This is a genomic window from Pseudophaeobacter sp. 1A09344 (genome assembly GCF_041008745.1).
Lineage (GTDB): Bacteria > Pseudomonadota > Alphaproteobacteria > Rhodobacterales > Rhodobacteraceae > Phycobacter > Phycobacter gallaeciensis_A.
The window spans coordinates 94,986-113,391 of the sequence record NZ_JAXGFS010000010.1 but is presented as its reverse complement, the minus strand read 5'-3'; the positions used below and the strand labels follow the sequence as shown (position 1 = coordinate 113,391).

Here is an 18,406-nt window from a genome sequence, read left to right as displayed (position 1 = left end):
CCCCCGTTAAACCGCGACCGGCGCCTTGATGGCCGGATCGGGATCGTAGTTCAGGAATTCAAAGTCCTCGTAGCGGAAGTCGAAAATCGATTTCACGTCCCGTTTGATCCGCAGCTGCGGCAGGGGTTTCGGCGTCCGCGACAGCTGCTCCTGCACCTGATCCATATGGTTTGCATAGATATGCGCATCCCCCATGGTGTGAATGAAATCGCCCACCTCATAGCCCGTCACATGCGCCAGCATCGCCTGCAACAGCGCGTAGGAGGCGATATTGAACGGCACCCCCAGGAACATGTCCGCCGAGCGCTGATAGAGTTGCAGATGCAGCTTACCGCCCAGGATCCGCACCTGCCACAGGGTATGGCATGGCGGCAGCGCCATATCCGGCACATCGCCCGGGTTCCAGGCCGACACGATCAGGCGGCGGCTGTCGGGCGAGGTTTCGATCATCTTCACCAGATCCGCGATCTGATCGACACTGCACGCGCGATAGAGGGCTTCGTCCCCCGTGGTTCCGGGCACCAGATCCAGACGCGGGAACCGGCGCCACTGATAGCCGTAGACCGGTCCCAGATCGCCATTCTCATCCGCCCATTCATCCCAGATCGACACCCCGTTCTCCTTCAGGTAGCCGATGTTGGTATCCCCGGAGAGGAACCACAGCAACTCGTGAATGATCGAGCGCAGGTGTAGCTTCTTGGTGGTGACCAGCGGGAACCCATCGGCCAAAGAGTAGCGCGCCTGCATGCCGAAACAGGACAGCGTCCCGGTCCCGGTGCGGTCACTGCTGCGGGTGCCATTCTCCAGAATGTGGCGCAAGGCGTCGTGATATTGCTGCAAAGGTCGTCCCCTCCCCGGCCGCGCCCGGTTGCCGGGCTGTTTCGCCTTTGGTCATACCCGTTGCACCGGCTCGCGCCAAGGCCTTGCGCCCCAGCGCCTGCTGCCAACACCCCAAAGACGAACTATGGCATTCAGGCCAGCCCCGCCGACAAAGTTTTCCCCAGCCCGCAAATCCGTTGACTTTTTGGGAGCTGCGGCAAATTGTGAGAAAAAAACCGCCCAGAAGTTCGAGCAGAGGCAGGCACATCATGAATAAGATTACTGGCGCATTTATTGCGGCGCTTGCGCTATCGGCGTGCGGCAACGGGAATCCGTTCACCGAAGACACGACTGATAACGGCGGCGACACAGGCACCGACACCGGAACGGATACCGGTATCGACGGGGACGGCCGCCCGCCGGGGACATCCTCCCCGACCCCCGACACCTCCATCTTCCGCCGCGAAGGTACCAGCACCGAAGACGCCTATATCGGCAATGGCTACGCCACCGAAATCAGCTATGACAGCAACAACGATACGTTCTCGGTGGACAACCTCGCCTTTGACGGGGACGGCACCTATGCCCGCGGCACCGCCGTCAGCAGCCTTGGTCCCTTTGCAGTCTACGAAGCCGACGCCCAGTACAGCGACATCACCGACAACGAGCCAATCAACCAGTTCACCCACCGGGCGATCTACGGCGTCAGCACCTCCGGCAACAGCAAATTCGCCATTGTCCGCACAGGCGCCTATGCCGGTTATGGCTTTGGCGGCTTCGTCTATCAGCGCGATAACTCCGTCACCCTGCCCAGCAGCGGACAGGCCCAGTACAACGGTTCCCTGGCCGGCCTACGGGACTACAACGGCGCCGCGGGATTGGAGTACACCACCGCCGACGTGCAGATCGCTATCGACTTTGACGACTTCAACCCGGCGACCGGCGGGCGCGGCGATGCGGTGAGGGGCAGCCTGACCAACCGGACCATCTACGACACTGCCGGCAATGACATCACCAATGACGTGATCAACCGGATCAACGTCGACAATAACCTGACCCTGTCCAGTATTCCGGTTGCCGTCTTCGATGTCGGCCCGAACAATCTGGATGACAACGGCGAAATCATAGGCACCCTGCAAAGCACCTATGTCGATGCCAACGGCACGGCCCAAACCTATGAAACCGGCAATTACTACGCGGTGGTCTCGGGCGACAATGCCGAGGAAATCGTCGGCGTCGTAGTGCTGGAAAACTCGCTTGACCCAGCTGCAAATTCCGTCCGCGAGACGGGTGGCTTCATCGTCTACAATAACTGAGCCTGTGATGCCTCGCGTTCAGCCGCTCAGCCAAGGTCTGGGCAGGGCTGCACTGGTCCTGCTCTGCGCGACGGTTCCGGCCTCTTTCGGGGCCGTGACCACGGCTGCGCCTTCGGGTGAAACGGTGCTGACCCCGGATCAAATGCGCGCTGCGGCGACGCAGCTCCTGAAAGTCAGCAATCCGAAACAGGCCATGGCCCTGGCCGAGGCGCTGATCTCACGCGACCCAGAGGACCGCACCGCGCTCCTCATCAAATCGCGGGCAGCGCGGGATCTGGGCGACTATCCCACCGCACGAAAAACAGCCAAACAAGCCTGGTCGCTGGCCGAGACCGACAGCGACCGATACGCAGCCGCCCTGATCATGGCGCAAGCGCTTTCCTCGGGCGGACAACGCACCATGGCGCAATTCTGGCTGCGCCGCGCCGTGGAACATGCCCCGGACGAACAGCTGGAGCGCCGCGCAGTGCGCGATTTCCGATACCTGCGCGCCAGCACCCCCTGGCTGCACCGGTTTTCCTTTTCGGTTTCTCCTGAATCCAACATCAACAACGGCTCCTCCGAGCGGTCCTCGTTCCTGAATTACGAACTGGCAGAGGTGCTGCTGGGACAGCCCGTCGAATTTGAACTGGGCGGCACCCAGATGGCGCTCTCTGGGATCGAATACGCAGTGGGCCTGCGCTCCCGATACCGGTTTCACGAAACCGAAACCCGGGCTCATGACCTCGCCTTCTCATTGGATGCGCGTAGCTATACCCTCTCTTCCGAAGCCAAGGCACAGGCGCCCGGCGCCGAGGGCAACGACTTTGCCTTTACCACCTACCAGATGGGTTATGGCTTGCGCGGTATCAATCTGGACCGTAGGGGCGAATTCCGCGTCGCCGCCGATCTGGGGCAAAGCTGGTACGGCGGTGAGGAATACGCCCGCTTCCTGCGCCTTTCTGCCGGGCAAAGCTACAAGCTGGACCGCGGCCGCCGGATCAACGCGCGCCTGTCGCATGAAATTCAGGACGGTGTCGCGACCAGCGACCAGGACACCTGGCGCGCAGATCTTTCCTACAGCTTCAAGCTGCCCTCTGGCGCAACGCTCTGGACCAACCTGTCTGTGGCCGGGGCAACGTCAAACTATGCCCCCGACGAATTTGAGGAGGTCGGCCTGCGCACCCAGCTGACGCTGGGCAAGCCGATCCTCGGCGCGACGGCGCAATTTGGTCTTTGGGGGCGGGTCCGGGATTATGACGTCTCCCCGCACAGCCCGGACGGGCGCCACGATGACCGCTACCAGGCAGATGTCTCGCTCACCTTCAACAAGATTGATTACTACGGTTTCAACCCGACGGTCAGCATTTCAGCATCCAAGCTCGACAGCAATATCGGCCTCTATGAATCGCATCGCTTCGGCGTGAACTTCGGCATTCAGTCGGCTTTCTGACGCTGGCCCCCTCGACTTTCCGGACCTGAAGGTTACTGTCGGCCCGAACGTGATCAGATCAGGGAAAATCACATGCCCCTTACCTATTTGCACACTATGGTCCGCGTTAAGGACCTTGAGAAATCCATGGCCTTTTACAAGCTTCTGGGCCTTGTAGAGACGCGCCGCTATGACAGTGAGCAAGGCCGGTTCTCTCTCATCTTCCTCGCGCCTCCGGGTCAGGAAGATGCCCCGATCGAGCTGACCTACAACTGGGATGGCGACGACGGGTTGCCCAGCGACAGCCGCCATTTCGGCCATCTCGCCTATGGCGTCGATAACATTTACGAGATGTGCCAGCACCTGATGGACAATGGCGTCACCATCAACCGCCCGCCGCGCGACGGGCGCATGGCCTTTGTGCGTTCCCCCGACAATATCTCGGTCGAGCTGCTGCAGAACGGTGAAGCTCTGGAACCGGCAGAGCCCTGGGCTAGTATGGAAAGCTCCGGGCACTGGTAAAGCCAGCAGCCCTCCGGCTGCTGGGCCAGAGCACAGGAGCAGGTTCAGGACACCAGAACAGAACACGTGAAAAAGGCGGCCCCGTTCCCGGGGCCGCCTTTTTCTGTTTTTGTCGCCTTTATTGTCGCTCAGCGCCGCGGTGATCTGCGGGCAGCGCGTGTACCTCTATACGCCCCCTGCCGTGTTCGGTCTGTCGGGGCCTTGATCTTTACTGGCTAAACACCGTTTCCCTTTGGGGCCATGTATTGATCTGTTGAGGCATTCTTGCCTGTGCGACACTCACCCTCGCGGCTGAGCTCCTGTAGGTCGCAAACGGTTCACTCTTGAATTCTTCAAGTCGGGGTTTTGGCTGCGTTTTACAGCCGTACTAGGGTCTTCTTAACAGGTAGATCGAGCAGCCTTTCTGGCTGCATGGCAGCGGCTTTGGACCAAACGGTCCAGCACCAAATCAGTAGATGTAGCGGATCTGGTCAGACCAGTAGCGCTCCACACGTTTCAGCGAGGCGGTAATGTCTGCAATACCCTCTCCGCTGATGACACCTTTGCCTTCCAGGCCTTCTGCGTGACGCGAGAACAGCCCAGCCACGATATCGCGGATTTCCCGGCCACGCGGCGTCAGACGCACACGCACCGACCGGCGGTCGATTTCGCAACGCTGGTGATGCATGTATCCCATGTCGACCAGCTTTTTCAGGTTGTAGCTGACGTTGCTACCTTGATAGTAGCCACGCGTCTTAAGTTCGCCAGCGGTGACTTCATTGTCGCCGATGTTGAACAGTAATAGCGCCTGGACGGCGTTGATTTCCAGAACGCCTACGCGTTCAAATTCATCCTTGATCACATCCAGCAACAACCGGTGCAGACGTTCTACCAGCGCCAGTGCTTCAAGGTAGCCAGTCATGAACCCTTTTCGGTCCTGCTGGCCAATTGGCAATTCCATACTCATTCGCATCTCCGACTCGAATTTGCTGAGAGACAGAATGCCTACAATTTCCGAAAAATCAGTTAAGCTGAATTTTTATGATTATTGATAGGTTTGCGCAATGTGTTGAACCAGCTCAGAAAACGCTTCGGGCGCCGGGACCTGCCCCGTAACCCATTGATATAAATCCTGATCATTTTCATGAAGCAGCCGGTCATAGAGGTCGAGATCCGCCTCTGACATGGCCGCGAGGTTGGCCTCAGCATAAGCGGACAGAAGAATATCCATCTCTTTGATTCCACGCCGCATCGACCGCATCTGCAAACGCTTCAGCCGGTTTTCGCGTGTTTCTGCCCCAGGGGTCTGTCCGCTCATGTGAGTCGCTCTCGTTTTATTGTGCTGCGTTTTGTAGCAGGTTCCGCAGTTTCTTTTCCAGACGCGCAGCGCGGTCTGAACCGGCGCGCAGCTCGGCGCGCAACTCGCGCAGCTCGCTCAGCACGGAAGAGAAATCGCCAGCTTCCAGTTCCAGCTCGCCCGGCTCGGGCATGCCGTCGCCTTCGCCCGTCAGCAGCCAAGTCATCGACACGTTCAGCAAGCCGGACATCATCGACAGTTTATTGGCGCGCGGCTCGGACAGGTCCTGTTCCCAGCCCGACAGGGTGCTTTTCTTGACGCCCAGACGCCGCGACAGCTGGCCCTGGGTCATGCCTGCCGCCTCTCTTGCAGCTGCCACGCGGTCGCCGAACGTCGCGGCCTCCGGTCCGAACCAGTCTGTTGTATCGTTGGCCATTTTGGCTCTCCCTTAAATGAACGCGCCAATGCCGCTTGATCGCGATTTGGCCGCACCCTATGACAGTTAACAGCAACATACAAACCGGGGCCACTCCGCCATGTCTTTTCTGTCAGCAACACTTTCTCGCGTAAAACCGTCACCCTCGATCGCCATCAGCACCCTTGCCGCCGAGCTGAAGGCCCAGGGGCGCGATGTGATCGGTCTGAGCGCCGGTGAGCCGGATTTCGACACGCCCCAGAACATCAAGGACGCTGCCGTCGCCGCCATCGCGGCGGGCAAGACGAAATACACCGCCCCCGACGGCATTCCCGAGCTGAAACAGGCGATCTGTGCAAAGATGAAGCGCGATCACGGGCTGGATTATACCCCGAAACAGGTCTCGGTCGGCACTGGCGGCAAACAGACGCTTTATAATGCGCTGATGGCAACGCTGAACCCGGGCGACGAGGTGATCATTCCAGCCCCCTATTGGGTCAGCTATCCCGACATGGTGCTACTGGCTGGCGGAACCCCGGTCCCGGTCGAAGCCTCGCTGGAAAGCGATTTCAAACTGACACCCGAGCAGCTGGAAGCCGCAATCACCCCGAAGACCAAGTGGTTCATCTTCAACTCGCCCTCCAACCCCAGCGGTGCGGGCTATAACCGGGCCGAGCTGAAGGCGTTGACCGACGTCCTGATGCGCCATCCGCATGTTTGGGTGATGACCGATGACATGTATGAACACCTGGTCTTTGACGGGTTCGAATTCTGCACCCCTGCCGAGGTGGAGCCGGGCCTTTACGAGCGGACCCTCACCTGCAACGGCGTGTCCAAGGCTTATGCCATGACCGGCTGGCGCATCGGTTATGCCGCAGGTCCCGAACATCTGATCGCCGCCATGCGCAAGGTGCAGTCGCAATCGACCTCGAACCCCTGCTCGATCAGTCAATGGGCCGCAGTCGAGGCGCTGAACGGACCGCAGGATTTCATTGCCGAGAACAACGTCGCCTTCAAACGCCGCCGCGATCTGGTGGTGGCTGCGCTGAATGATATCGACGGGATCACCTGCCCAACGCCCGAAGGCGCCTTCTACGTCTACCCCTCCATCGCCGGACTGATTGGCAAGACCACGCCCAAGGGCACCGTCATCAGCGATGACGAAGCCTTCGCCACCGCGCTCCTGGAAGAGCAGGATGTGGCCGTGGTCTTTGGCGCGGCATTCGGTCTGTCCCCGAATTTCCGAATCAGCTACGCCACCTCGGACGAAGCGTTGGTAGAGGCCTGCCGCCGCATCAAAAGCTTCTGCGACACCCTCAGCTGAACCGGAGAAACCGCCTATGTCCGCTGCGCTGCCCGAGTATTACTTCCGTGTCCGCGAAAACGGGGCCTTCGTGTTCCGTGTGGATACGGAGAACCGCCAGCGCCGGATCGACATGGATCAGATCGCCGTTGTGAACACCCGCAACGGCGAGATCCGCCCGCATGGGGACCGCCAGCTTTCCGCCCGCGACATGGAGGCGATCGAGACCTGGATGGCAGACCGCATCGCCACGCTGGCGCGGCGGGACATTGATGACATCCACCGGGCGGTGGACCATTTGAACCTCACCGCCCATTGGGTGCAAAGCAAGGCCACCGACGAACAGCTGGATGAAGTCTCGGATGCATTGTTAATGGCGATGCACGACCTGCGCTCGGTTCTGGTGCGCAAGAAGGCCGACCAGCTGATGAAATCTCGCAAGGACTAAACCGGCCCGTCTCCATTTCCCGTGACCCTGATCAGATCGCGGCGGCAGGTACCCTATGGGCGGCCTGACGCCAGAACCGGATCAGCAGGAAGAACCCGGCACAGCTGAGCCCCAGCGCCAGCCCGTACCAGACCCCGACACCGCCCCAACCGAAGGTAAAGCCGAACAGGTAGGAGGCCGGGATGCCGACCACCCAATAACTGAGCGCAGCAATCACCATCGGAACGCCGGTGTCCTGCACCCCGCGCAGCAGCCCCAGAACCACCACCTGCATGCCGTCCATCAGCTGAAACAGCGCCGCCGCGGCCAACAGCCCGGTCCCGATAAGCAGGATTTGCGGCTTGTCCGGATCCTCGGTGCCCAGAAACAGCGAAATCAGCGGATCCGGCGCGGTCAGGAACAGCACGATCGTTGCAACCGACATGGCCAGCGACAGGGCGATGACCACCTTCGCCCCACGCGCCATATGTGGCCAGTCGCGGCGCCCATAGGCGTTACCGGACCGGATCGTCGCCGCATTGCTGAGACCGAGGTGCACCATGAAGGTGAGGCCCGACAGCGTGATCGCAATCCCATGCGCCGCCAAGGTGGCCGTGCCCAGCCAGCCCATCATCATCGCAGAGGCGGTGAACAGGCTGATCTCGCTGAGATTGGTCAGCCCGATCGGCACGCCAAGGCGGAAGACCTCGCGCAACATCTCCCAGTCGGGGCGGTGAAAATTACGCATCAGCTCGTGCTCGGCCAACGCCTTCAGCGCATATGCAAGCACTGCCACCAGCGACACAAGCTGCGTCAGCACCGAGGCAATCGCCGCACCCGTAATGCCCAGCTCTGGCGCGCCCCAGTGGCCAAAGATCAGCGCGTAGTTCACCACGGCATTGACGAGAGCCGCCAACACCGTAACCCAAAGCACGACCTGCGTGCGCTCCAGCGCCGCCAGATAGGATTTCAGCACCATCACCAGGAGCGCCGGGAACAGCCCCCAGCCTGCAATACGCAGATAGGCCGAGGCATCCGCCGCAACCCCCGGTTTCTGCCCCAGCATCAACAACAGCGGCTCGGAATACCACAGCACCGGCATCGCCAGAACGCCGTAGGCCAGCGACAGCCACAGCCCCATGCGGGTGGAGCGTCGGATCTGGCGCTCTTCCCCAGCGCCTGCTGCGGCCGCCACCAGCGGCATCACGGCAAAGGCAAAGCCGGCCCCCAGCATGAAAAAGACAAAGAAACAGGATCCGGCCAGCGTCACCGCCGCCAGTTCATCGACGCCATACCAACCCAGCATGATGGTATCGGTCATGTTGATCGCGAACTGGGCCACATGGCCGCCGATCAGGGGCAGGCCCAGAACCGCCACGGCCCGGGCGTGTGCACGATATGTCATCACAGTTTCCATGCTCTCGCATTAGGGCCGCCCGCCGCCTCTGGCAAGAGGTTGCGTCTCACTTTGAAACGTTCCTGCATGCGTTCCCATATTGCCGAGACCAGAGCGGAATGACGCGGTGTCACGCGGGATTTGCAGAACATTCGCTACACATGATGGGGTCACGGGCTACCGTGGGACTATTGGTTTCAACAGGAGAGCATTATGCGCGAACAAATTGCAGCGATCGGACTTGCGGCGGGACTGGCTGCGGGCACGGCGGCAGTGGCCGAAAACCGGATTGACCGGATCCGCCCCGATGCGCCCGAACTGGCGGCCTTTGGACCCCATCCGATCGGGGTACAGACGCTGACCTTCACCCACCCTGGACAACACGACATCCTCAATACATCGGCCGACAGTCAGCCGATCTATGACCGCCCTCTGACGGTCGAAGTCTGGTATCCGGCCGCCCCCGGCACCGAACCTGGCGGCAGCTATCGCACCGTCCTGCGTGATGGTGCGACCGAAGTCACGTTGCAGGGCCGTGCAGCCCGCGCGGCAGAGCCAGCAACCGGCGCCCGCTATCCACTGGTGGTGATCTCTCACGGCTATCCCGGCAACCGCTTCCTGCTGTCGCATCTGGGCGAAAACCTGGCCTCCAAAGGCTATGTGACCGTCTCCATAGACCATACCGACAGCACTTACTCCGATCAGGCGGCCTTTGGCTCGACCCTGCTGAACCGCCCCATCGACCAGAGGTTCGTTATCGATCAGATGGCCGCGCTTGATGGACCGCTGGGCGCCATCACCGATGTCTCGCAGACTGGGGTGATCGGCTATTCCATGGGGGGCTATGGCGCCCTGATCTTTGCCGGGGCGGGCGTCACCCAAGCCTCGACCGAATACAGCTGGGGCACGCCCGCCGGGCTGCTGTCGCGCCATCTAGCCGGATCGGACAGCCACAAGGCGCTGGTGGACGAGCGGGTCAAGGCGGTGATCTCCATCGGTCCCTGGGGCATGAACACCGGGTTCTGGGATGCCACTGGGCTAGCAGGCGTGGAAAAGCCAGTGATGATGATGGCAGGCAGCGCCGATGATGTGTCGAAATACCCCGCCATGCGGCAGATCTTCGAAGGCATGCTCAACACCGACCGGCATCTTCTGACCTTTGAGGCAGCCAACCACAATGCCGCCGCCCCGATGCCCGCCCCGATCGAAAGCTGGCAACCGGTGGAAACGCTCGATTTCGTGCCGTTTGAACACTATGCGGATGCGGTCTGGGACACCAACCGGATGAACAATATCGCACAGCATTTCGCCACGGCCTTCATGGATCTGCACTTGAAAGGCGCCGAGGACAAAGCCGCGTATCTGGAGCTGATCCCGCGCGCGGCGGATGGCGTCGTCGACACGGACGATGCGGGCAAGGAAGGCCCCGGTCATACCTATTGGAAAGGCTTTGCGCCGCGCACCGCGCAGGGGCTGACCTTTGAAACCCTGCCAAAGGGCGAATAGTCACTTAGACAGCCAAGCCCCGCTGCCGGAGCAACCGGCTGGCGGGGCTGATCAGAACGACAGATCAGATCGCCCGCAACATGATCTGAACTGCCAGAAGCGCGATTACCCCTCCGGCCAGCAATTCAAGCCCCGCCGCCAGAGCCAGCGCGCCGCGCCCCTGCATCCGGTCCAGTGCGCCCTGTCGCAGGCTGACCGAGGCAATAGCCACCGCCACAGTCACACTGGCCGTGCCCAGCCCCATGGCGAAGGCCCCGGCGATCCCGGCGGGCAGCACATCCATGCGCCATGTCACCAAGAGAAGGAACACCGCGCCGGTACAGGGACGCAGCGCCACCGCGCCGATAATCGCCAGCGCATCGCGCAGCCCATGAACCTGTGCCGCCTCTTCCAACGTCGGGCCATGCCGGTGACCGCAGCTTGGGCAGGCATCTGCTGAATGATCGTGATCATGGTCGTGGCTGTGCATATGGCCATGGTCACAGGCCGCGGCCAGCCCATCCACCTTCGCAGCAGAAGGATTTTGCCGCGCGCGTAGCAGGCGGCGCGTCCCGCGCTGGAACAGGTACACGCCGACCAGCGCGATCAGACCATAGGACAGCGGCGCCAGGACCTCCTCTGCGATGCTGGTCATGCGCTCCCGGCCCCAGTCCATCACGGTCAGGCCGCCTACGACCAGCACAACCGCCGTCGCCGCCTGCGCCAGCGAGGAGGCCACCGCCAGCGCAGCCAACCGCCCCATGGCCACCGAGCGGTCCATACCATAGCCGCCGATCACCAGCTTCCCGTGCCCCGGCCCTGCTGCGTGAAAGAACCCGTAAGCGAAACAGAGTGACAAAAGCGAGATCAGCGCACCCGGTTGACCGGCCTTCAGCGCCCGCAGGCCCCGCGCCAGCGCCGATTGCGCCTCGCGCTGGCCAGAAGCCGCCCAGCGCGCTACATCCTGCGCCCCGCCAAATCCCCAAAGCCAGATCGCAATGACAAGGACCGCGAGTGCGGCGAGTGCCGTAAGGACCCGCATCTCAGTCCCCGCAGATCAGCTGCACTGTATCGGCAAAGGCCTCTCCGACCTCCGGATAGGCGGCCTCGGCCTGATCAGCAGGCATGGCATACAGCAGCTCTTCGACCAGCGTGTAGGCACGGTCGAGATCCGGTTCGGTTATTTCGGCCCGGCACCCTGCCCCGACCGACACGCCCTGGTTGACCGTATAGGCCGTGTAGTAAGTGGGATCATAGGCCCGGATCACAACGGCCTCCGCCGGGACCGGCGCCTTCAGCCCGCGCCGGTGGCGGGTAGTGATCCGCCCGTCCACCACTTCGGTCGACAGGTGTTCAGGCGCCATCAGGGCCAGCGGCGCTTCGTTCCGGGTCAGGTAGGTGTCCCCGTCGTAGTCTGCGCTCCAATTGAGATCAAAGCCTTTGAGGCGCGTCAGTTCATCGTCGGTCAGGACCCCGTCCGCATCCGGGTCCAGCCCCAGATCCTCGAAAATCAGCAGCGAATAGAATTCATCATAGGCCCAGGTGACCTCGACCGCCTCAAGCGCTCCGCCCGCGCCAATCTGCACCGCCAAACCGGTATCCACAAAGATATGCGGATGCGCCTGCACAGCAGCAGGCGCAAGAGCGGCGCAGGTGGCAAAGACCGGCCCTGCAAGGCGTTTTTGCAGCGTTTTCATGTCCTTTGGTTTAGCCGCAAGCCCCGCCCCCAACAAGACGGCATCCCGCCGCGCCAAGGTGGATCGGCAAAGGTCAGCGCAGCCGGGAATTGGGGTGCAGCGCCTTCCCTAGAATATGGTCCGAGCGGTGGATCACATGATGTGCCTGACCGATGATCAGCGGATCCGGCGCCGTAGCGATTTCAGGGTCCTTTCCAGGATAATCCAGCGTGCTGAGGAAATGGCGCATGCAGTTCAGCCGCGCCCGTTTCTTGCAGTTGGATTTCACCACCGTCCACGGCGCATCTGCGGTGTCGGTGTAAAAGAACATCGCCTCTTTCGCCTCGGTATAGTCATCCCATTTGTCCAGCGAGGCCTTGTCGATCGGTGACAGCTTCCACTGTTTCAGCGGATCAGTCTCGCGCGATTTGAACCGGCGCAGCTGTTCGTCCTGCGTCACCGAGAACCAGTATTTGTAAAGTCGGATACCCGAGCGCACCAGCATCTGTTCCAGATCCGGTGTTTGGCGCATGAACTCCAGATATTCGCTCGGCTCGCAAAAGCCCATCACCCGCTCGACCCCGGCGCGATTGTACCAAGAGCGGTCATAAAGCACGATCTCGCCGCTGGTGGGCAGGTGTTGCAGGTAGCGTTGGAAATACCATTGCCCGCGCTCTTCGTCGGTCGGCTTGTTCAGCGCCACGACGCGTGCATGGCGGGGGTTCAGGTGCTCGGTAAAACGTTTGATCGTGCCGCCCTTGCCCGCCGCATCACGCCCTTCGAATAGCATGACGAACTTTTCCCCGGTCTCCAGCGCCCAGTGCTGCACCTTGAGAAGCTCCGCCTGCAGCTTTGCCTTCTCTTCTTCATAGGCTTTGCGGGCCATTTTGCGGGCATAGGGGTACTTGCCGCTTTCAAAGGCGCGGCGGATTTCCTCAGGCGCGGGCGGGCGCGGCGTAGCGCCTGGCTGGGGGGTGCTGGTGTTCGCGGCGGCTGGCCCTGCGGGAACTGGCTGTGCGGGGGGTGTGGACATATGGAACTCCTTACAATCACATTTGCCGCCAGCTTACCGGCTTTGCTGCGCGAGCGCGCTGACCTGTATCAAAGGACGGGCGCAAATTGGGTGTCACGTGACGAAATCGTTGCGCCCCGTGCGGTCTGTCATCAGCCTGTTCTTGATAGCGCGGAGGATTTCAGCATGCAGGCAGGTTTCGAGACACTGAACGGCAAAGCCTTTTTCGTTCGCCGCTGGGGCGACCCTGCCCTGCCGCCCTTGCTGATGCTGCATGGGTTTCCCGAATATGGCGGCGCCTGGCAGGAACTAGCCGAACGCCTGTGCCACAGGTTTCACTGCATCGCACCGGATCAGCGCGGATATGGCCAAAGCTGGGCGCCGCAGGACGTAGGCGACTATACCACTTCCAGACTGGTCACAGACATGGCGGATCTGATCCCTACGACCGGCGCCCCGGTCACCGTGCTGGGACACGACTGGGGTGCAGCAGTGGCCTATGGTCTGGCGATGTTCCGACCCAATCTGGTGTCGCGGCTGATCATCGCCAATGGTGTGCACCCGGTGCCCTTCCAGCGGGCGCTGGCTACCGGTGGACCACAGGCCGCCGCCTCGCAATACATCGCGGACCTGCGGCGCGACGGATCGGAGGCAGATCTAATGGCCAATGATTTCGAAAAGCTACTGGCCCTGTTTGGTGCCCCGATGGATATGAGCTGGCTCAGCGGTGAACGGCTGGAGGCCTACAATGTGGAATGGTCCCGCCCCGGACGCCTTCGCGGCATGGTGAACTGGTACCGAGCCTCGCCCTTGCAACTGGCCCAGCCCGGCAGCCCGACCCCAATGCCGGACCTGCCGCTGAACCGATTGCAGGTTCCCCAGCCGCATCTGCTGATCTGGGGCGCGGATGACAGCGCCCTTTTGCCCGAAGCGACCGAGGGGCTTGAGGAGTTCGCCCCCAACCTGACACGCATCACCCTGGGGGGCTGCGATCACTGGCTGCACCATCAAAGACCCGATGAGATGAGCCATGCGATCCTGACATGGTCAGAGCAGAGCGTCTGACGCGGGACTGGATCGCAGGCGCATCTGTCTTGCGTCTCGTCGCGGCTTACTTGTGCCCCCAGTCGTTCGGATCTTCCGAATTGTTGGGGCTGAGGCCCAGCACATCGCCATCGGTCGAGCAGCCAAGCCCCAGAACGGTCCGGTTGGCGTAGGAAAAATAGGCTGTGACCTGATTGATTTCGAGGATCTCCCCATCGTCAAACCCGGCATTGCGCATCGCCTGAATGTCGGATTGCTCAACACTCGCAGGCGCCTCGGTCAGCTTGCGCGCATAGCCCATCGCAACCTTCTGCGCAGGCTCCAGCGGTGCCGCCTCGGGATCGCGCGCCTCGATCGCAGCCCGGATAGCCAGACCGCGTTCTTCGTCCTGCAACAGGCGCTGCAACCCGGCAAAGTGATGCTCGACGCAATAGGCGCAGTCATTCAGAGAAGAAATCCAGACGCCAAGCACCTCCAAGAACCACTTGGGAATGGTGTTGCCGGTGTGGTGCAGGACGTTCTTGTAGATCGCCATATGCCCTTCCATCGAATGCGGGCGCAGGCTGTGCACCATCATGATGTTATCGACATTACCGCCCGGCCCGGTCACCCGGTCGTAAAGTTTCTTCAGCTTCCCGGTGGCCTCGTCAAAGGGGACGGTTCTGATCCACGCCATATGCACTCTCCTCTTGCTTTGCGGCAGCTTAACCAACCGCAGCGCCGGGGAAAGAGGTAAAGCCGAAACGAAGTGATCACAAATCGGACAGTTCTGCCCGGCGCGCCACCGCGGCAATGGCCGCAGTGATATCCTCGTCCCGCGTGCGGTGGTTCGTCAGCGCGGCGCGCAGCAGGACCCGGTCCCCCATGCGTGTGGTGGAAAATACCGCTTCGCCGCTTTCCTGCAGGTCCTGGGCGATTGCAGTATTAAGCCGCGTTTGCTCCGCAGCAGGCAGATCCTTCCGCGCGGTGAAGACGCAGACGTTCGACACCACCGCAGCGCCCAGCGCCATGCGCGGCTGTTTCTCGACCTCATCGGCCATCAGAGCCGCAAGTCGGCAGTTGTCGGTGATCGCTGCAGCAAGCGCCTCTTCACCATGCATTTCCAGCGCGCACCAGACCTTGAGGCCCCGATTGCCGCGTGACAGATCGATGCCATAGTCGCAGAACCACGGATCGCCGCCTGCCAACCCGCGTTCACCGCCTTCCAGATAGGCTGGGCGGGCGGCAAAGGCTGCGCGATGGGCGGCCTCATCCGCGATCAGAACCAGACCGCAGTCATAGCCCACATACATCCATTTATGGAAATCCAGCGCAATACTGTCGGCACGCCCGATCCCGTTGCTCAGGCCGCGCCATGGCTCCGCCGCGATGCGCGTCCAGGCGCCAAAGGCCCCGTCCACATGCAGCCACAGCCCGTGATCCACTGCCAGATCCGCAAGGGATTCGAGATCGTCGAACAGGCCCAGATCCACAGAGCCAGCAGTCCCGACAAGAAGGAAGGGCACCGCACCTGCTTCCCGGTCCGCCGCGATCATGTCGGCCAGCGCCGCTGGGTCCATCTGCCCGTCCACCAGTGGCACCTGCCGCAGGTTCTCCGCGCCAACCCCGATCAGTTCCAGCGCCTTGCGCGTTGCATTATGCACCCCGACGCCTGCATAGGCCGTGAGCCGCACCGCGCCCTGCCCTGTCTGCCGCACCTCGGGCAAGGCACGCACCCGCGCGGCCTGAAAGGCAATCACTGTTGCCTGCGACGTGCCCGTGGTCAGAACGCCACTGGCGCCCTCTGGCATCCCCATCCGGCGGCGGGTCCAGTCGATCACAGCGCGCTCCATATAGACGGCGCCATGATCGCGCCCGCCGACATTGGCGTTGACCACCGCGCCCGCCATGCCCGCGATCAGATCGGAGGCCAGCCCAGAGCCCTGCACCCAGCCCCAGAACCGGGGATGCACGTTGCCGCCATGATGCGGCAACACATCCCGCTCGATCCGTCCCACCAGATCACCGCCCTGCCCGATCCGATAGCGCGCAGGCAGATCTTCGGGAACCGGTTGCCAGGGACGGTCACGAACCTGTTCCAGCTGGTCCAGCGATGCCTCCAGCATCCGGTGCGCCTCGGCACGGAATGCGGTCCAGTCCTTCGGGTCCAGCCCATCACCCTTGCTCATGCCCGCCCCCTCTCTCGCGCGATTTGCCTCCTTACATGGCACAGCGCCGCAGGGTTATCCACAGGCCCCGTCGCCCTCTTCCCCGCGGCGCTGACACCTGCCATAATGCCCCTTAACCAAAAGCAACCAAGAGCAGCCCGAAACAGATGGCCAACGATCTCCTGAGCACGCCTGACGCCGAAACCTATGACGCCTCCTCGATCGAGGTTCTGGAGGGGCTTGAACCCGTCCGCCAGCGGCCCGGCATGTATATCGGCGGCACGGACGAACGCGCGCTGCACCATATGGTGGCCGAGATCCTCGACAACTCGATGGACGAGGCGGTCGCCGGCCATGCCAACCGGATCGAGGTGGAGTTGCACGCCGATTACTCGGTCACCATCCGTGACAACGGCCGCGGCATCCCGATCGACCCGCACCCCAAGTTTCCCGATAAATCCGCGCTTGAGGTGATCCTCTGTACCCTGCACGCGGGCGGCAAATTCTCGGGCAAGGCCTATCAGACCTCGGGCGGCCTGCACGGGGTTGGCTCCTCGGTGGTGAACGCCCTGTCTGATCTGATGGTCGTTCAGGTGGCCAAGAACAAGGAGCTGTTCGAACAGCGCTTCTCCCGCGGGATCCCGCAGGGGCCGGTGGAAAAGGTCGGCGCCGCCCCCAACCGGCGCGGCACATCGGTCACCTTCCACGCGGATGAGCAGATCTTTGGCTCGCACCGCTTCAAGCCCAAGCGGCTGATGACGCTGGTGCGCTCCAAGGCCTACCTGTTCTCGGGCGTGGAAATCCGCTGGAAATCCGCCATCGACGACGGTGAAACCCCGACCGAGGCAACCTTCCACTTCCCCGGCGGGCTCAGGGATTACCTCTCCGAGGTGCTGGGCAAGGCCACGACCTATGCCGATGCGCCCTTTGGCGGCAAGGTGGAGTTCCGCGAGAAATTCGGTGAGCCCGGCTATGTGGAATGGGCAATCAACTGGACGCCTGCCCGCGACGGCTTCATCCAGAGCTACTGTAACACCGTCCCCACCCCCGAAGGCGGCACCCATGTTGCGGGCTTCTGGGCCGCGATCCTGAAAGGCATCAAGGCCTATGGCGAGCTGGTCGGCAACAAGAAGGCCACGCAAATCTCGCGCGAAGATCTGATGACCGGGGGCTGCGCACTGGTTTCCTGCTTTATCGCGGACCCCGCATTCGTCGGCCAGACCAAGGACCGCCTGTCGACCGAAAGCGCCAGCAAGATGGTGGAAAACTCGGTCCGCGACCACTTTGACAACTGGTTGGCCGCCGATACCAAATCCGCGGGCGCCATCCTCGATTTCCTGATCCTGCGGGCCGAGGAACGCCTGCGCCGCAAGCAGGAGAAAGAGACCCAGCGCAAGAGCGCCACCAAGAAGCTGCGCCTACCCGGCAAGCTGACCGATTGCACGTCAAAAGACCGGCGCGGCACCGAACTCTTCATCGTGGAGGGCGACTCGGCCGGTGGCTCGGGCAAGGGCGCGCGCAGCCGCGAATATCAGGCGCTACTGCCGCTTAAGGGTAAGATTCTGAACGTTCTGGGCGCGGCCTCGAACAAACTCGGCTCGAACCAGGAGATCAGTGACCTTTGCGAGGCGCTGGGGGTCGGGCTTGGCACCAAGTTCAACCTCGATGATCTGCGCTATGACAAGATCATCATCATGACCGATGCGGATGTCGACGGGGCGCATATCGCATCCCTGTTGATGACCTTCTTCTTCACCCAGATGCGGCCGCTGATCGACGGCGGTCACCTCTACCTCGCCTGCCCCCCCCTGTTCCGTCTGACCCAAGGCGCGAAACGGGTCTATTGCCTGGATGAGGCAGAGCGCGACGCCTGGCTGGAAAAGGGTCTGGGCGGCAAAGGCAAGATCGATGTTTCCCGCTTCAAGGGTCTGGGTGAAATGGACGCCAAGGACCTGAAAGAGACCACCATGGACCCCAAGACCCGGAAATTGATCCGGGTCACCATTGACGAGGACGAACCGGGCGAGACCGGCGATCTGGTGGAGCGTTTGATGGGCAAGAAACCCGAACTGCGGTTCCAGTATATTCAGGAGAACGCGAAGTTCGTGGAGGAGCTGGATGTTTGAGGAGAAAGTAGTTACTCAACCCTTGAACGAA

18 protein-coding genes are annotated in these 18,406 nt (G+C 61.8%); 8 read left to right on the top strand and 10 right to left on the bottom strand.

What is annotated here, in order from left to right; all coding sequences use genetic code 11:
- Positions 1-6: 6 nt before the first annotated feature.
- Positions 7-840, bottom strand: coding sequence for a thymidylate synthase (locus tag SM765_RS17155; RefSeq protein WP_274838495.1), 834 nt, complete (start codon positions 838-840; stop codon positions 7-9).
- 248 nt (positions 841-1,088) lie between these two features.
- Between SM765_RS17155 and SM765_RS17150 the strand changes: the two genes are divergently transcribed.
- The 3 genes from SM765_RS17150 (at position 1,089) to SM765_RS17140 (ending at position 4,068) form a co-directional block, all read left to right on the top strand.
- Positions 1,089-2,135, top strand: a complete 1,047-nt coding sequence (locus tag SM765_RS17150; protein WP_274828396.1) for a hypothetical protein — start codon at positions 1,089-1,091, stop codon at positions 2,133-2,135.
- A 7-nt stretch (positions 2,136-2,142) separates the two neighbouring features.
- Positions 2,143-3,567, top strand: a complete 1,425-nt coding sequence (locus SM765_RS17145; protein WP_274838494.1) for a surface lipoprotein assembly modifier — start codon at positions 2,143-2,145, stop codon at positions 3,565-3,567.
- Positions 3,568-3,639: 72 nt separating this feature from the next.
- Entirely contained in the window at positions 3,640-4,068 is a 429-nt protein-coding gene (locus tag SM765_RS17140) for a VOC family protein (RefSeq protein ID WP_065270720.1), read from the top strand.
- 448 nt (positions 4,069-4,516) lie between these two features.
- Here SM765_RS17140 and SM765_RS17135 read toward each other — a convergent pair whose 3' ends face one another.
- The 3 genes from SM765_RS17135 to SM765_RS17125 form a co-directional block, all read right to left on the bottom strand.
- Positions 4,517-5,014: a MarR family winged helix-turn-helix transcriptional regulator gene (locus SM765_RS17135; RefSeq protein WP_197492335.1), complete on the bottom strand. Its 498-nt coding sequence runs from the start codon at positions 5,012-5,014 to the stop codon at positions 4,517-4,519.
- 78 nt (positions 5,015-5,092) lie between these two features.
- The gene (locus tag SM765_RS17130; RefSeq protein WP_274838493.1) at positions 5,093-5,365 is read right to left on the bottom strand and encodes a succinate dehydrogenase assembly factor 2; all 273 of its coding nucleotides are present in this window, start codon (positions 5,363-5,365) and stop codon (positions 5,093-5,095) included.
- Between the two features lie 16 nt (positions 5,366-5,381).
- Complete coding sequence (locus SM765_RS17125; protein WP_274828393.1) at positions 5,382-5,780, bottom strand: helix-turn-helix domain-containing protein; 399 nt, start codon at positions 5,778-5,780, stop codon at positions 5,382-5,384.
- A gap of 100 nt (positions 5,781-5,880) precedes the next feature.
- Here SM765_RS17125 and SM765_RS17120 point away from each other — a divergent pair, with 100 nt between their 5' ends.
- Both SM765_RS17120 and SM765_RS17115 read left to right on the top strand, forming a co-directional pair.
- Complete coding sequence (locus SM765_RS17120; RefSeq protein ID WP_274828392.1) at positions 5,881-7,083, top strand: pyridoxal phosphate-dependent aminotransferase; 1,203 nt, start codon at positions 5,881-5,883, stop codon at positions 7,081-7,083.
- A 16-nt stretch (positions 7,084-7,099) separates the two neighbouring features.
- Positions 7,100-7,510 (top strand): hypothetical protein, encoded by a 411-nt coding sequence (locus tag SM765_RS17115; protein WP_065270725.1) that lies wholly within the window; start codon positions 7,100-7,102, stop codon positions 7,508-7,510.
- A 31-nt stretch (positions 7,511-7,541) separates the two neighbouring features.
- On the opposite strand, the gene SM765_RS17110 is transcribed toward SM765_RS17115, so the two are convergent.
- Positions 7,542-8,894 (bottom strand): MATE family efflux transporter, encoded by a 1,353-nt coding sequence (locus SM765_RS17110; RefSeq protein ID WP_274838492.1) that lies wholly within the window; start codon positions 8,892-8,894, stop codon positions 7,542-7,544.
- A 204-nt stretch (positions 8,895-9,098) separates the two neighbouring features.
- Here SM765_RS17110 and SM765_RS17105 point away from each other — a divergent pair, with 204 nt between their 5' ends.
- Positions 9,099-10,391 carry an alpha/beta hydrolase family protein gene (locus tag SM765_RS17105; RefSeq protein WP_274838491.1) on the top strand — a complete coding sequence of 431 codons (1,293 nt, stop codon included), beginning with the start codon at positions 9,099-9,101 and terminating at the stop codon, positions 10,389-10,391.
- Between the two features lie 64 nt (positions 10,392-10,455).
- Here the strand turns inward: SM765_RS17105 and SM765_RS17100 are convergent, their stop codons facing one another.
- The 3 genes from SM765_RS17100 to ppk2 all read right to left on the bottom strand — a co-directional run bounded on the left by SM765_RS17100 (position 10,456) and on the right by ppk2 (position 13,079).
- A complete protein-coding gene (locus tag SM765_RS17100) occupies positions 10,456-11,412 on the bottom strand; it encodes a nickel/cobalt transporter (protein WP_274838490.1) in 957 nt (318 codons plus the stop codon).
- A gap of 1 nt (position 11,413) precedes the next feature.
- Complete coding sequence (locus SM765_RS17095; protein WP_274828389.1) at positions 11,414-12,067, bottom strand: DUF1007 family protein; 654 nt, start codon at positions 12,065-12,067, stop codon at positions 11,414-11,416.
- Positions 12,068-12,140: 73 nt separating this feature from the next.
- Positions 12,141-13,079 carry a polyphosphate kinase 2 gene (ppk2, locus tag SM765_RS17090; RefSeq protein WP_274828388.1) on the bottom strand — a complete coding sequence of 313 codons (939 nt, stop codon included), beginning with the start codon at positions 13,077-13,079 and terminating at the stop codon, positions 12,141-12,143.
- A 165-nt stretch (positions 13,080-13,244) separates the two neighbouring features.
- Here ppk2 and SM765_RS17085 point away from each other — a divergent pair, with 165 nt between their 5' ends.
- Positions 13,245-14,123 (top strand): alpha/beta fold hydrolase, encoded by an 879-nt coding sequence (locus SM765_RS17085; protein WP_274838489.1) that lies wholly within the window; start codon positions 13,245-13,247, stop codon positions 14,121-14,123.
- Between the two features lie 46 nt (positions 14,124-14,169).
- On the opposite strand, the gene SM765_RS17080 is transcribed toward SM765_RS17085, so the two are convergent.
- Together SM765_RS17080 and SM765_RS17075 are read right to left on the bottom strand one after the other, a co-directional pair.
- The gene (locus SM765_RS17080; protein ID WP_274838488.1) at positions 14,170-14,778 is read right to left on the bottom strand and encodes a carboxymuconolactone decarboxylase family protein; all 609 of its coding nucleotides are present in this window, start codon (positions 14,776-14,778) and stop codon (positions 14,170-14,172) included.
- A 76-nt stretch (positions 14,779-14,854) separates the two neighbouring features.
- The gene (locus tag SM765_RS17075; RefSeq protein WP_274838487.1) at positions 14,855-16,270 is read right to left on the bottom strand and encodes a pyridoxal phosphate-dependent decarboxylase family protein; all 1,416 of its coding nucleotides are present in this window, start codon (positions 16,268-16,270) and stop codon (positions 14,855-14,857) included.
- 146 nt (positions 16,271-16,416) lie between these two features.
- Here SM765_RS17075 and parE point away from each other — a divergent pair, with 146 nt between their 5' ends.
- Complete coding sequence (gene parE, locus SM765_RS17070) at positions 16,417-18,375, top strand: DNA topoisomerase IV subunit B (protein WP_274828385.1); 1,959 nt, start codon at positions 16,417-16,419, stop codon at positions 18,373-18,375.
- Positions 18,376-18,406 lie beyond the last annotated feature (31 nt).

Bases quoted from the DNA above. Each gene is read 5' to 3' on its own strand.
- SM765_RS17075 (WP_274838487.1), bottom strand. From the start codon at position 16,270: ATGAGCAAGGGTGATGGGCTGGACCCGAAGGACTGGACCGCATTCCGT.
- SM765_RS17085 (WP_274838489.1), top strand. From the start codon at position 13,245: ATGCAGGCAGGTTTCGAGACACTGAACGGCAAAGCCTTTTTCGTTCGC.
- SM765_RS17095 (WP_274828389.1), bottom strand. From the start codon at position 12,067: ATGAAAACGCTGCAAAAACGCCTTGCAGGGCCGGTCTTTGCCACCTGC.
- SM765_RS17120 (WP_274828392.1), top strand. From the start codon at position 5,881: ATGTCTTTTCTGTCAGCAACACTTTCTCGCGTAAAACCGTCACCCTCG.
- parE (WP_274828385.1), top strand. From the start codon at position 16,417: ATGGCCAACGATCTCCTGAGCACGCCTGACGCCGAAACCTATGACGCC.
- SM765_RS17110 (WP_274838492.1), bottom strand. From the start codon at position 8,894: ATGACATATCGTGCACACGCCCGGGCCGTGGCGGTTCTGGGCCTGCCC.
- SM765_RS17115 (WP_065270725.1), top strand. From the start codon at position 7,100: ATGTCCGCTGCGCTGCCCGAGTATTACTTCCGTGTCCGCGAAAACGGG.
- SM765_RS17130 (WP_274838493.1), bottom strand. From the start codon at position 5,365: ATGAGCGGACAGACCCCTGGGGCAGAAACACGCGAAAACCGGCTGAAG.
- SM765_RS17150 (WP_274828396.1), top strand. From the start codon at position 1,089: ATGAATAAGATTACTGGCGCATTTATTGCGGCGCTTGCGCTATCGGCG.
- SM765_RS17140 (WP_065270720.1), top strand. From the start codon at position 3,640: ATGCCCCTTACCTATTTGCACACTATGGTCCGCGTTAAGGACCTTGAG.
- SM765_RS17135 (WP_197492335.1), bottom strand. From the start codon at position 5,014: ATGAGTATGGAATTGCCAATTGGCCAGCAGGACCGAAAAGGGTTCATG.
- SM765_RS17080 (WP_274838488.1), bottom strand. From the start codon at position 14,778: ATGGCGTGGATCAGAACCGTCCCCTTTGACGAGGCCACCGGGAAGCTG.
- SM765_RS17105 (WP_274838491.1), top strand. From the start codon at position 9,099: ATGCGCGAACAAATTGCAGCGATCGGACTTGCGGCGGGACTGGCTGCG.
- SM765_RS17145 (WP_274838494.1), top strand. From the start codon at position 2,143: ATGCCTCGCGTTCAGCCGCTCAGCCAAGGTCTGGGCAGGGCTGCACTG.
- SM765_RS17100 (WP_274838490.1), bottom strand. From the start codon at position 11,412: ATGCGGGTCCTTACGGCACTCGCCGCACTCGCGGTCCTTGTCATTGCG.
- SM765_RS17125 (WP_274828393.1), bottom strand. From the start codon at position 5,780: ATGGCCAACGATACAACAGACTGGTTCGGACCGGAGGCCGCGACGTTC.
- ppk2 (WP_274828388.1), bottom strand. From the start codon at position 13,079: ATGTCCACACCCCCCGCACAGCCAGTTCCCGCAGGGCCAGCCGCCGCG.